This window comes from Mesorhizobium sp. M7A.F.Ca.US.002.01.1.1 (assembly GCF_004022955.1).
GTDB classification, from domain to species: domain Bacteria; phylum Pseudomonadota; class Alphaproteobacteria; order Rhizobiales; family Rhizobiaceae; genus Mesorhizobium; species Mesorhizobium ciceri.
Genome location: NZ_RZQE01000142.1, coordinates 1 through 12,558, shown reverse-complemented (window position 1 = coordinate 12,558; position 12,558 = coordinate 1). Strand labels below are relative to the sequence as shown.

13 protein-coding genes are annotated in these 12,558 nt (G+C 63.3%); 9 read left to right on the top strand and 4 right to left on the bottom strand.

Annotation, left to right across the window (positions count from 1 at the left end; translation table 11 throughout):
• The 6 genes from EN932_RS16120 to EN932_RS16095 all read left to right on the top strand — a co-directional run.
• Positions 1 to 737, top strand: a 737-nt coding sequence (locus EN932_RS16120; protein WP_128368912.1) for a flagellar hook-associated family protein, incomplete at its 5' end; no start/stop codon positions are given.
• A gap of 31 nt (positions 738 to 768) precedes the next feature.
• Positions 769 to 1,116: a flagellar biosynthesis regulator FlaF gene (flaF, locus tag EN932_RS16115; RefSeq protein ID WP_013529776.1), complete on the top strand. Its 348-nt coding sequence runs from the start codon at positions 769 to 771 to the stop codon at positions 1,114 to 1,116.
• On the top strand, positions 1,113 to 1,556 hold the full coding sequence (gene flbT, locus EN932_RS16110) for a flagellar biosynthesis repressor FlbT (protein ID WP_064995636.1): 444 nt from the start codon (positions 1,113 to 1,115) through the stop codon (positions 1,554 to 1,556). The genes flaF and flbT overlap by 4 nt, the downstream gene beginning before the upstream one ends.
• Positions 1,556 to 1,963 carry a flagellar hook assembly protein FlgD gene (gene flgD, locus EN932_RS16105; RefSeq protein WP_013529774.1) on the top strand — a complete coding sequence of 136 codons (408 nt, stop codon included), beginning with the start codon at positions 1,556 to 1,558 and terminating at the stop codon, positions 1,961 to 1,963. The genes flbT and flgD overlap by 1 nt, the downstream gene beginning before the upstream one ends.
• Positions 1,964 to 1,987: 24 nt before the next feature.
• On the top strand, positions 1,988 to 2,254 hold the full coding sequence (gene fliQ, locus EN932_RS16100) for a flagellar biosynthesis protein FliQ (protein WP_013529773.1): 267 nt from the start codon (positions 1,988 to 1,990) through the stop codon (positions 2,252 to 2,254).
• Positions 2,255 to 2,482: 228 nt separating this feature from the next.
• On the top strand, positions 2,483 to 4,126 hold the full coding sequence (locus EN932_RS16095) for an MFS transporter (RefSeq protein WP_063168926.1): 1,644 nt from the start codon (positions 2,483 to 2,485) through the stop codon (positions 4,124 to 4,126).
• Positions 4,127 to 4,139: 13 nt separating this feature from the next.
• On the opposite strand, the gene EN932_RS16090 is transcribed toward EN932_RS16095, so the two are convergent.
• Both EN932_RS16090 and EN932_RS16085 read right to left on the bottom strand, forming a co-directional pair.
• Positions 4,140 to 5,921, bottom strand: a complete 1,782-nt coding sequence (locus EN932_RS16090) for a chloride channel protein (protein ID WP_063168927.1) — start codon at positions 5,919 to 5,921, stop codon at positions 4,140 to 4,142.
• Positions 5,922 to 6,057: 136 nt separating this feature from the next.
• Positions 6,058 to 6,357, bottom strand: coding sequence for a putative quinol monooxygenase (locus EN932_RS16085; RefSeq protein WP_063168928.1), 300 nt, complete (start codon positions 6,355 to 6,357; stop codon positions 6,058 to 6,060).
• Positions 6,358 to 6,504: 147 nt separating this feature from the next.
• On the opposite strand from EN932_RS16085, the gene flhA reads away from it, so the two are divergent.
• The 3 genes from flhA to EN932_RS16070 are packed head-to-tail and all read left to right on the top strand — an operon-like array spanning position 6,505 to position 9,727.
• On the top strand, positions 6,505 to 8,592 hold the full coding sequence (flhA, locus tag EN932_RS16080; RefSeq protein ID WP_063168929.1) for a flagellar biosynthesis protein FlhA: 2,088 nt from the start codon (positions 6,505 to 6,507) through the stop codon (positions 8,590 to 8,592).
• Positions 8,589 to 9,341 (top strand): flagellar biosynthetic protein FliR, encoded by a 753-nt coding sequence (gene fliR, locus EN932_RS16075; RefSeq protein WP_127385489.1) that lies wholly within the window; start codon positions 8,589 to 8,591, stop codon positions 9,339 to 9,341. Before flhA ends, fliR begins: the two co-directional genes overlap by 4 nt.
• Positions 9,342 to 9,343: 2 nt before the next feature.
• A complete protein-coding gene (locus EN932_RS16070) occupies positions 9,344 to 9,727 on the top strand; it encodes a hypothetical protein (protein ID WP_013529767.1) in 384 nt (127 codons plus the stop codon).
• A 185-nt stretch (positions 9,728 to 9,912) separates the two neighbouring features.
• On the opposite strand, the gene EN932_RS16065 is transcribed toward EN932_RS16070, so the two are convergent.
• Together EN932_RS16065 and EN932_RS16060 are read right to left on the bottom strand one after the other, a co-directional pair.
• Positions 9,913 to 10,608, bottom strand: coding sequence for a response regulator transcription factor (locus EN932_RS16065; protein WP_013529766.1), 696 nt, complete (start codon positions 10,606 to 10,608; stop codon positions 9,913 to 9,915).
• On the bottom strand, positions 10,605 to 12,053 hold the full coding sequence (locus EN932_RS16060; protein ID WP_013529765.1) for a HAMP domain-containing sensor histidine kinase: 1,449 nt from the start codon (positions 12,051 to 12,053) through the stop codon (positions 10,605 to 10,607). Before EN932_RS16060 ends, EN932_RS16065 begins: the two co-directional genes overlap by 4 nt.
• Positions 12,054 to 12,558 lie beyond the last annotated feature (505 nt).

The window sequence follows — 12,558 nt, the reverse complement described above, 5'->3', positions numbered from 1 at the left end:
CGTCCAACAGCCTCACCCAATCCTCCGGCAAGGCGACCATCCAGCAGCTGACCTCGATCCTCAACACCAGCGTCAATGGCGAATACCTGTTCGCCGGCACCAACACCGACGTCAAGCCAATCAACGACTTCACAGCTGCCGGCTCCCCCGCCAAGGCGGCATTCGACGCCGCTTTCGTCGCCAATTTCGGCTTCACCCAGGATGATCCGCTCGCGGCCGACATCACGGCTGCCCAGATGGACGATTTCATCACCAATGATGTCGCCCCGCAGTTCACGGGCGCTGGTTGGCAGGGCAACTGGTCGAACGCCACCGACCAGCAGATCGTCAGCCGCATCGCACTCAACGAAACCACACCGACGTCGACCAGCGCCAACAGCGCCGGCATCCAGAAGCTCGCAATGGCGGCAGCCATGGTCAGCAGCCTGATGTCCAGCAACGTCAGCCAGGCGGCGAAGAATACGGTTGTCAGCCGCTCCACCACATTGGTTGGCGAAGCGCTGAGCGGCATTGGCCAGCTTCAATCCGAGACCGGCATCGTCCAGAAGCGGGTTTCCGATGCCAACGATCGGATGAAAACGCAGGTCGACCTTTTCGAACGGCACATTCTCGACCTGGAAGCCGTCGATCCGGCCGAAGCCGCGACACGGGTCGCGGACCTGACACAGCACATCGAAACGTCTTTCGCGTTGACCGCACGCCTGCAGCAGCTCAGCCTGTTGAATTACCTGACCTGACAACGCTTAACGGAACGGTAGAGCCCCAACGATGTACCAATTCTCCTACGCCGACATCCAGAGCAACTCCGTTGCCGACGCGAAGGACCGCGAGCGCGAGCTTCTGACCCGCTCGATCGACATGCTGGCGGCAGCAGCAGTGGCCGGCCACGGTTCGATGGAGGCGATAGAGGCGCTTCACTTCACCAACCGCGTCTGGACCGCCTTCGTCGAGGATCTTGGCTCCAGCGACAACGCCCTGCCAAAGGAACTGCGCGCCAACCTCATTTCCATCGGCCTGTGGCTGCTGCGCGAGGCGGAGGACATCCGTCAGGGCCGCACCAACAATTTCGAAGGGCTGATCGAGGTGTCCCAGATCATCAGGGACGGCATTCAATGACCAACACGCTGAAGATATCGCTGAAGCCGAACGAAAAGATCTATATCAACGGCGCCGTCATCCGGGTCGACCGCAAGGTCACCGTCGAATTGATGAACGACGTCCAGTTCCTGCTCGAAAACCACGTGATCCAGGCCGAAGATGCCTCGACACCGCTCAAGCAGCTTTATTTCATCCTGCAGGTCATGCTGATGAACCCGGCCGGCGCCGCCGCCGCACGCGAGATGTTCCGTCGTTCGCTGCCGCTGCTTCTGGCAAGCTTCGAGGACGGCCAGATCTGCAGCGCGCTGAAACAGATCGACCGCATGGTCGGCGAGGACCATATCTACGAAGCGCTGAAGGCGATCCGCGCACTTTATCCGCTCGAACGCCGCGCGCTGGGTGGCAATGACGATATTTCGGGTGCCGAGCGCCCGTTGGCTGTGGGAGCACGATACTGATGAACGTGGACATGACGACGACGATTCCGACCGGCGCCAATCAGGCCACCGCGTCCACCTCGAAGACAGCGGTCGACTACCAGTCCTTCCTGAAGCTTCTGATCGCCGAGATGAAGAACCAGGATCCGACCAAGCCGATGGATTCGACGCAGTATGTCGCCCAGCTCGCCACCTTCTCGCAGGTCGAGCAATCGGTGCAGACCAACACCAAGCTCAACCAGATCATGCAGTCCTCGGCGCTGTCGCAGGCCGACGCACTGATCGGACGCTCGATAACCTCCGCCGACGGCCTAACGACGGGCACCGTGGCTTCGGTGCGCCTCGCCAGCAACGGTCTCATCGCCGTGCTGCAGAACGGCACCGAAGTCGCGGTCGGTCCGGGAGTTTCGGTCAAGGCGGCAAGCTGACGCTTTCGACAGAGAGCCAGTCCCATGAATGAGGCCGACGCTCTCGACATCGTCCAGTACGCGGTATGGACGGTGCTCGTCGCGTCCGCTCCGGTGGTGCTGGTCGCCATGGTGGTCGGCATCGGCATCGCCCTCATCCAGGCGCTGACCCAGGTGCAGGAAATCACCTTGACCTTCGTGCCGAAGATCGTCGCCATCATGCTGGTGGTGGCGCTGACCGGCCCCTTCATCGGCAGCCAGATATCGGCCTTCACCAACGTCATCTTCGAGCGCATCCAGAACGGGTTCTAACCTGTTTTGGGAAGGCGTGCCGCGGCATGCCGTCGTAATTGTCCGAAGACAGACGCCGCCGATCCCCTTGGCGCCTCCGCACGCACGGCAGACAAGGCCTGGACCGCCTCTATCCCATTGTTGGACCATGAGCTTTTTTGCCCTTTGCGGCGCCATGCCCTACTTTCGGCAAACGGTCTGCGCAAACGGATTGTCTGACGGGCAGGCACGACATGGCAGGAATTCCAAATGATTGACGAAAAGCCGGACAGCGAGAGCGTCTCGGCGCTGGCGCCCTTCCGGCACGGCATTTTCCGCGCCGTGTGGGGCGCAAGTCTCGTCTCGAATTTCGGTGGCCTGATCCAGGGTGTCGGCGCCGCCTGGATGATGACCACGATCGCCACCTCGCCCTATCAGGTGGCCCTTGTCCAGGCTTCGACCACCTTGCCGATCATGCTGTTTGCGTTGGTCGCCGGCGCCATCGCCGACAGTTTCGACCGGCGCAAGGTGATGCTGGTCGCCCAGACCTTCATGCTGGTGGTGTCGGTGCTTCTGACCCTGTTCACCTATTCGGGCCTGATCACGCCATGGACGCTGCTTGCCTTCACCTTCCTGATCGACAGCGGCACCGCGCTCAACAGCCCGTCATGGCAAGCCTCCGTCGGCGATATCGTTCCCCGCAACAAGGTGCCGGCGGCCGTCGCCCTCAATTCGATGGGCTTTAACCTGACGCGCAGCGTCGGTCCGGCGATCGGCGGCATCATCGTCGCCGCCGCCGGTGCGGCAGCCGCCTTCGCGGCGAACGCGGTGAGCTATATCGGCCTGATCGTCGTGCTGGCGCGCTGGAAGCCGAACGTGCCGGTATCGACCTTGCCGCGCGAGTCGCTGGGGGCCGCCATGGGCGCCGGCCTGCGCTATGTCGCCATGTCGCCCAATATCGGCAAGGTGCTGGTCAGGGGTGCTGCGTTCGGCTTCAGTGCAGGCGCTGTGCTTGCGTTGCTGCCTCTGGTGGCGCGCGACGTCGTCAAGGGCGATGCGCTTACCTATGGCATCATGCTCGGCGCCTTCGGCATCGGCGCGGTCGGCGGCGCCTTGATCAGCGTCAGGCTGCGGCAGTTGCTCTCCAGCGAGACGATGGTGCGCTGTGCGTTCGCCGGCTTCGCCGTCTGCGCCTTCAATGCCGCCGTCAGCCAGCATGCCTGGCAGACGTCGCTCGGCCTGCTTGTCGGCGGTGCCTGCTGGGTGATCGCGCTTTCGCATTTCAACGTCACGGTGCAGATGGCGACGCCGCGCTGGGTGGTCGGCCGGGTGCTGTCGGTCTACCAGACCGCGACCTTCGGCGGCATCGCGCTCGGCAGCTGGATCTGGGGCGTCGTCGCCGACGCGCATGGCGCCGAAACCGCGCTGATCGCCGCCAGCATCGCCATGCTGGCCGGCGGCGCCATCGGTCTTTTGCTCCCGCTGCCGCAACAGCAGGTGCTCAACCTCGACCCGCTCAATCGCTTCAAGGAACCGCATTTGGCGCTTGACCTGAAGCCGCGCAGTGGTCCCATCGCCATCATGATCGAGTATGTGATCCGCCACGAGGACGAACCGGAGTTCCTCGCCATCATGGCCGAACGCGGCCGCATCCGCCGCCGTGACGGCGCCCGCAACTGGACGCTGGCGCGCGATCTCGAGAATCCCACCGTATGGATCGAGCATTATCACACGCCGACCTGGATCGAGTATATCAGGCACAATGGACGCATCACCCATGCCGACGCCGTCATCGGCGAACGCGTGCGGGCCCTGCACAGCGGCGACGAACCGCCCCGCGTACGCCGCATGATCGAGCGCCCGACGACCGCCGGCACGGCCCTCGTGATGGCCAAGGGACCTATTGAGCACTGACTCCGGGTGTCCCTTAGCCCTCGCCCGACAGGTCCCGGCGGGCCTTGTCGAGTTCCTCGGCATAGCGTCGCATCAGATGGCCTTCGGTCAACAGGCCCAGCACGATATGGTCGGTGAAATCCTCGACCACGGCGAGTTCTTCGGCGCCCGCCCGCTGGAATGTTTCCGCGGCGGCCTGCACGTTCATGCTCGGCACCAACACCGCGTCCTTGTATTTGGCGAGATCGCGCACCGGCACCTCGCCATCGGACGGATCGCTGTGCAGTTCGGCCACGATCAGCACGCCGACATAGTGGTCGCCCGCATCGACGGCGATGACGCGCTGGGCAGAGCCGAGCGGCACCTCCTTGCGGAAGGCTGCCAGCGTCGTCGAGGCATAGATGGTCTTGATGTCCTTGCGCATCATCGAGCCGACTGTGAGGCTGCGCATCCAGCCGACATCGTGGGCGCTGCGGATGGTCTCGCCGCGCAGATGGAAGCGCCATGTCGAGAACGAGTAGCCGAAGGTTTCGCGCACCAGGATGGCCGACATGATCGAGGCGGCCAGCACGACGCCGGTCAGCGTCAGGTCGCGGGTCGATTCCAGCGCCAGGAAGGTCATCGTCAGCGGACCGCCGACGACACCGACGGCGAGCGACGTCATGCCGACGACGGCGGCGACGGCAGGGTCGATGCCGGTTGCCGGAGAAATAACAAGCATCACATCCGCGAACGCCTTGCCGAGCAGCGCGCCGAGGAACAGCGAGGCAAAGAACAGTCCGCCGCGAAAACCCGACCCCAGCGAGACCGCCGACGCCGCCAGCTTGAGCACGAAGACGCTGGCCACCACGGCCAGCCCGTAATTCATCGAGAATTCGCGATGCAGCGCGCCATGGCCGCTGGACAGCACTTGCGGCGTGATCAGCCCCAACAAGCCAACGATGACGCCGCCAATGACGGGGCGCAGCGACGCATCGATCGACAGCCTGGCGAAACCGCGCTCGATCAGCGTCACCAGATGCATGATGGCGATCGAGGCGGCACCGCCGAGCAGCCCGAGCAGCAGGAACGGCACATACTGGCTGGCGGTGAGCGCCGGCAGACCCGAAAGCTCGAGCGGGAAAGGCACCCCGCCGAACATTTCAGCGGTCAGCGAGGCTGAGATCGCGGCGGTCATGACAGGCGCGACATTGGCGACCGAGTAGATGCCGATGACCAATTCGAAGCCGTAGAAGGCGCCGGTCAGCGGTGCATCGAAGGCAGCGGCGATGGCGCCGGCCGCACCACAGCCGACCAGGATACGGACATCGTTGCGGCGCAGCCTGAAGATGCCCGCCAGCCGCGATGCCAGCCCGGAGCCAACCTGCGTGTAGCCGGCTTCCAGCCCGACCGAGGCGCCAAAACCGCTGGAGATCATCGTCTGGCCGGCGATGATGAAGGTGTCGGTCAGCGACATGCGCCCGCCATAGAGCGCATTGGCTTCGATCGGGTCGATCGGTGTGCGGAATTTCCGTATCCGGAGCCAGACCACCGTCAGCCCCAGCAGTATGCCGCCGATCGCCGGTATCAGCGCCTGCATCGGATTGGCGAGCGAGAACATGCCGGAAAGCCGGCCGCCTGGCTGAACGCCGAACAGCAGCCCGTGCAGGTCCTGCACGATCTGGCTCATCGCCGTGACCAATATGCCAGCCATGACGCCTACGACACCGGCGAGGATGACCACCACGATGCCGCGTGCCTCGAGCAGGGGCAACGACCTGATCAGCACCGCGCGCAGCCGGCGGGCGTAAACTTCGCTGTGGTTTCTGGAAAGCACCGGGGCGGCTCGCCGATATCGAAAGGCAGTGGAAAGCCAGCCTGATACGCCCGGCGGCACGGCATGGCAACCACAATGCCGACAGACACCACATTGGCGACAAGTGGACGCGATATCGATCGGGCCGATGGACCGTTCAGGTCGGCATGGGCTCGCCGGCTTCATAGAGTACGAGGTTGCGCTCGCCTATGCCCAGCGCCGGCCAGCTCGCACGCCAGTCCGCAATGTGCGGCGAGGCGAAGTGCGCGTCGAGCGCTGCCCTGTCGCTCCAGACTTCCGTGACCCGGATGAGCCCGGCATCAAAAACATCCTGCGCATAGGAATATTGGATGCAGCCGACCTCGGCGCGGCTGCCTGAAACCATGCGTTCCATTGCGGGCTTGGCTTCCTCAAATTTGTTTGGCGGCAAGCGGATGGTGCCGATGATCAGAAGCATGGGTTTCCCTTTCCTGGCGAGGCTAGCCGACACGGCGACCTGCGCATGATCGTTCGAACTAGCCAGTCTCCCACCCTCGCGCAAGCTTGGCGGACTACCCTCACAGGGCTGTCGCGCGCTCGGCAGTCTATGGGGTTTGAGGACGATATGGCGATCAGCGAAAGCATTCAGCCCGGCGCGGCCGCCAAGAACGGCCGCGACGTCTTCTTCGCCATCGGCATCGTCATCATACTTGCCGTGCTGTTCCTGCCGATCCCGGCCTTTCTCATCGATGTCGGCCTCGCCTTTTCGATCGCGCTTTCGGTGCTGATCCTGATGGTGGCGCTGTGGATCCAGCGGCCGCTCGATTTTTCGTCTTTTCCAACCGTGCTGCTCATCGCCACCATGCTGCGGCTGTCGCTCAACATCGCCACCACGCGCATGATCCTGTCGCATGGCAATGAAGGGACGCATGCCGCCGGCTACGTCATCGCCGGCTTCTCCAAGCTGGTGATGGCCAGCGACTTCGTCATCGGCCTCATCGTCTTCATGATCCTGATCGTGGTGAACTTCATCGTCATCACCAAGGGCGCCACGCGTATCGCCGAAGTCGGCGCGCGCTTCACCCTCGATGCCATCCCCGGCAAGCAGATGTCGATTGACGCCGACCTCTCGGCCGGCATGATCGACGACAAGACCGCGCAGCTGCGCCGCCGTGAACTGGAAGAAGAATCTTCTTTCTTCGGCTCGATGGACGGCGCCTCGAAGTTCGTCCGCGGCGACGCCATCGCCGGCCTCATCATCACCGCCATCAACATCGTCGGCGGCATTGCCATCGGCTACATCAGGCACGGCATGGGCATGGGCGAAGCCGCCGACGTGTTCATCAAGCTGTCGGTCGGCGACGGCCTCGTCACCCAGATCCCGGCACTGATCGTGTCGCTCGCCGCCGGCCTGCTCGTCTCCAAGGGCGGCACCCGCGGCTCGACCAACCAGGCGGTGTTCGGCCAGCTCGGCGCCCACCCGCGCGCCCTCTATGTCGCGGCATCGCTGCTGGTCCTGCTCGGCTTGATGCCCGGCCTGCCGCTGTTCCCGTTCTTTGCGCTCGCCGCCGGCATGGCCGGTCTCGGCTACGTCATCCCGATGCGCGCCAACCGTGTCCTCGCCGAAGCCGAGGCGATCAAGGACCAGGAAAAGGCGACCAAGGTCGAGGAAGAGAAGAACTCGGTCAAGGCTTCGCTCGCCACCGCCGAGATCGAACTCTTGATCGGCAAGCAGCTGTCGACAAGGCTGCTGACGTCGCATCAGGAACTGGTTTTCCGCATGGGCAAGATGCGCAAGAAATTTGCCACCCAGTACGGCTTCGTGGTGCCGGAAGTGCGCGTCGCCGACGATTTCGCCATCCCGCCGAAGAGCTACCAGATCAAGGTGCACGGCACCGTGGTGGCCGAATACCAGATGCGCGTCGGCGAGATCATGGTTCTGCTCGGCAATCGCGACATACCCGAGATACCGGGCGAGGAAATCCGCGAGCCGGCCTTCGGCATGCGCGCCTATTCCGTCGTCGAAGCCTTCGCCGAGGATCTGAAGCGCGAGAACTACACCTTCGCCGACAACATGTCGGTGCTGCTCACCCACCTCTCCGAGGTCATCCGCAACAACCTGCCGCAGCTTCTGTCCTACAAGGACATGAAGGCGCTGCTCGAACGCCAGGACCAGGAATACCGCAAGCTCGCCGACGAGATCTGCACCACGCACATCTCCTATCCCGGCCTGCAGGCGGTGCTGAAGCTGCTGCTCGCCGAGCGCGTCTCGATCCGCAACCTGCACCTGATCATCGAGGCGATCGCCGAGATCGCGCCGCATGTGCGCCGCACCGAGCAGATCGTCGAACATGTCCGCATCCGCATGGCCCAGCAGATCTGCGGCGACCTCTCCGAGGGCGGCGTGCTGAAGGTGCTGCGCCTCGGCAACCGCTGGGACCTCGCCTTCCACCAGAGCCTCAAGCGCGACGCCAAGGGCGAGGTGCGCGAATTCGACATCGACCCGCGTCAGCTCGAGGAGTTCGGCCAGGACGCCACCAAGGCGATCAAGAAATATCTGGAAGCCGGCGAGCGTTTCGTCCTCGTCACCGCGCCCGACGCCCGCCCCTATGTGCGCATGATCATCGAGCGCCTGTTCACCACTCTGCCGGTGCTCAGCCATGTCGAAATCGCCAAGGGCGTCGAGATCAGGGTGCTCGGAACCATATCGTGAGCGTGCTGTCGCAAGGCGTCGTCATCGCGGCGTTCCTCGCCTTCTGCCGCATCGGCGCCTGTTTCATGCTGATGCCGGGCCTGTCCAGCGCCCGCGTCCCGGTCCAGGTCAGGTTGTTCATGGCGGTCGCCGCCACCGGCGGCCTGCTCGCCTTCCTGTGGGACAAGATCTTTCCTTTCGTCGACCCGCGCCCGCAGATCCTTGTGCCGATGATCATCTCGGAACTTCTGGTCGGCGGCCTGATCGGCGCCATGACCAGGCTCTACATGGAAGCCCTGCGTTTCATGGGCTCGGCCATCGCCATGCTGGTCGGTTATGGCGGCACCGGCGGACCGGCGATCGAGGAGCCCGAACCCCAGGCAGCCCTTGCCGCCATCATCTCGTTCTCGGCGCTGTTGATGCTGTTCGTCTTCGATTTCGACCACGAGATAATACGCGCGCTGGTTTCCTCCTACACGGTCGCGCCGGTCAACATCTTCTTCAACCCGCAGGCAGCCCTCGTCGATGTCACCGACACGGTGTCGGACACCTTCTTCCTGGTCATCCGCCTCGGCAGCCCGTTCGTCGCCTATGCCATTCTCGTCAATCTGACGATCGGCTTCGTCAACAAGCTGACCCCGCAGATCCCGATCTATTTCATCTCCCAGCCCTTCATCATCGCCGGCGGCATGATCATCTTCTATTTCGCCGTCGGCACCATGCTGTCGCTGTTCGTCGACGGCTTCGTCGACCTGACGCTGGCGAGATGACCATGAGCACGCGCAAGGACCGCCTCAAGAAACTGGTCAAGGTGCAGGAACAGCTGAAGGCGCTGCACGAAACCCGCCACGCCACCTTCCTTGCCGCGGCCAGTGCCGCCGAGGCTGAAGCCAGGGAACTGGTCGGCCATTTCGACCAGCCCGATTCGCTTTCCGCCCTGTTCCCCGATCTCTACCACCGCCGCATCGCCCAAGCGGTCGTGCGCCAGGAGGCGAACCTGGCAAGCGCGAAGCAAGAAGCCGGCCTCATCGCCGCCGCGACCGCCCGCACCAACATGGTTGAGCGTGCCTACAAGGACGTGCGCAACCGCGACGAGCGCGAACGCTCCGACCGCGAGCGGCTCGACATCATCGCGCAGAAGCAGGGCGAGGAGTAAGCTGAGGGTGTTCCGCTATGGGCCAACGGTGAGCGTCATTGACCAGGTTGCGAATGGCGGCAATCTCGGTCTTAGGGGCGGGCATGGTGGCTTCCTGAGAGCGGACATTGCAGGCTGCACATCGAGGTCCTGCCGCGCCATGACCAGTCGATGCTTCGGTCTGGAAGCAGCCGTTGAGCAGACGTTCATTGCACGGCGGCGGCTGCGGTGAAGATGTAGCCAACGCCATAGACGACCTTGATCGGCGCGGGCAAGCTGATGTGCTCCTCCAGTTTGCGGCGTAGCCGGCTGACGACTGCGTCGAGATGCCTGTTGTCGAAGTTCGACCTGGGACGGGCGACAAGCTCCACCAGATCCTCGCGCTGGCAGATTTCGCCGCTACGGTTGCAGAGCACGTTCATGAAGGCGAACTCGGCCGCCGTCAGTTTAAGCGAACGGTGATTGGGCGCGATCAGCATCCAGTTCGTGCCGTCCAGCACCCACCGATCGCTGCTGCCGTTGGCAGAGTCGGGCGGGGCTCCCGTCCGTCGCAGCAGGCTGCGAATTGCGGCGTCGATCTCGCGCAGCGTGCTGTGCTTGACCAGGTAGATGTCGGCGCCGCTCTCAAAGCCACGGATACGGTCGTCGCTGTCACCGAGTGCCGTCAGCATGATGATGCCGCAGGCATGTGATTTGCGGATTTCGGTTGCCAGATCGAACCCGTTCCCATCGGGCAGCCCGACATCGAGGATGATGACAGCGGGCGAGCTGCCGTTGGCCAGCGTCTGGCGCAATTCCCCTGCCGTGGCGACGCCTTCGGCCGTGAAGCCCGTCAGTTCCAGGAAATCCGCCAGATCCTTGCGCAGCCGGGGCTCGTCCTCGACGATCAGAATATGCGTCATGCGGTCAGTTCCTCGGGCGAAAGTCGATCCGTTGCCTCGCCTGCCAGAGGCAGGCTGACGATGGACGTAATGCCCTGGTCGTCGTTGGCGAGCAACTGCAGCTTGCCGCCGTGATAGGCCAGCAATTTGCGCGAAGAATAGAGGCCGAGACCGGTTCCGGTTCCCGCCATCGTATTGGAGGCCCGGAAAAAGCGCCTGCCGATCTTGTGAAGCTCGGCCTGTGGAATGCCGATGCCACGGTCACGCACCCGAATGACCGCACTTCGACCTTCGCTGCGCACATCGATATCCACTGGCTGGTCCTCCGACGAATATTTGAGCGCATTGTCGATGAGGTTGATCAGGACGGTCGCCAGCATCTCGGGATCGGCGACAAGCGAAACGGCGTCGTCATCCGCCGTAAAGATCAGGCGCTCGCCGCGCCCGGTCATCCCGAAATGCAGCCGCACATCGGCAATAAGCAAACCGACGCGTATCATCTCCGGCTGAAACCCGCTGTCGCGATCATTGGCCATGAAGCGGTCGATCAGGGAAAACAGGCGATCGAGCGCCTCGCCAATACCGGCAATCCGTTCTCGTGTCGCTTCGGGCGACTTGTGGCCGACAAGGCCGATCATGTCGGCCGCGTTGCGGATGATGGCGAGCGGGGTGCGAAACTCGTGGCTGACGACGCGCATGAAGTCCGCCTGCTCGTCGCGAAGCACACGTTCGGCCGCCAGGCTCGCGTTCAACCGGCTTTCCAGCCGTCGTCGTTCCCGTACCTCCCGCGACAGGGCGATATTTTTCTCCAGCAGCGCAGAGGACAGCCGCGAACTGACCATGAACAGCAGGCAGCCGAAAAAGGCGATCAGGAACAGCGCGCCCTGCAGCAGATACCAGGCGTTGCGGTCGGCCAGAACCGAGGCGCCTTGAAAATCGACCGGCAGCCGGTATTCGATGATGCTCTGGAGAACGCTAGCCGCGATATACTCGGCAAGCACACCGATCGTGATCCAGCGCAGGAGGGTTGGTTGCGTCCGGTCCCGCATCAGCCCAAGACACATCACCGACATCATCACGACCGTAAAGAAGGTCGATGCGTGAATGCGTATAGCAATGTCGCCCGGATCCATCGCGAGGGCGGCACTCCATGCGACAATTTGGAAAATCAGCAGTGAAATGCTGATCCAGGTATAGCGTGGCTGTCCCAGAAAGCGCGCCAGACCCTCGGCCAGCAACACCAGGCCTAGCTTGATGATCGTGTTGTGGAGCACGATGGCCCAGGCCGCCGGCTGCTCCCCACGCAGGAGAATCAGCAGCACCCCCGCCGCGATAGCGACGAAGCCGGCCGCAAGAAACTTCAACTCATAGAGGCGGCGCCACGCCAGCCACACAAACAACCAGGTGACGGCCTGCAGGCTTGCGGTTGCAAACGTAACAACCAGAACGGTCTTCAGATCAAGCATGGTCGAGTATTCGCACGGGGTTCCCCTGCCGCACCCCCCGATGCGCCAAATGTTGAATCTCGCAGGAGTTGTGCGGGGAGGCAAGCGCGATCCGCCCGTGCAAGAATTGGTCAGAATTCAATAGAATTGATCGGTGGAATTGTCGGGAGAGGACGTTTTATCATCGGCCGCGATCGTCTTGGTGGTTTCGCCGGGCGGATTGTGAGGAAGCAGTCGGGGCGATGTGCGTGGCGGACGCACGCGACCCGACGCAGCGGCAAGCGATGATTTTCGCGGGACGCCCGGCGATCGGGCCGGCCGCGGAATCGTTGCTTGCGGCACACGGGGGGAATTCCATGACAATTCGCGATCGTCGCTCGCTCATACGCCCGCTTGTACTTTTGTGCTCCACGGCGCTCGCGGGGTCGTTGCTGCTGCCAGTCATCCTGACGGCGCCGGCGCATGCACAGGCTCTTTATGGTGCGACCGGAGGCAGGGGCGGTGAGGGGGACGTAGACAGCAAAGG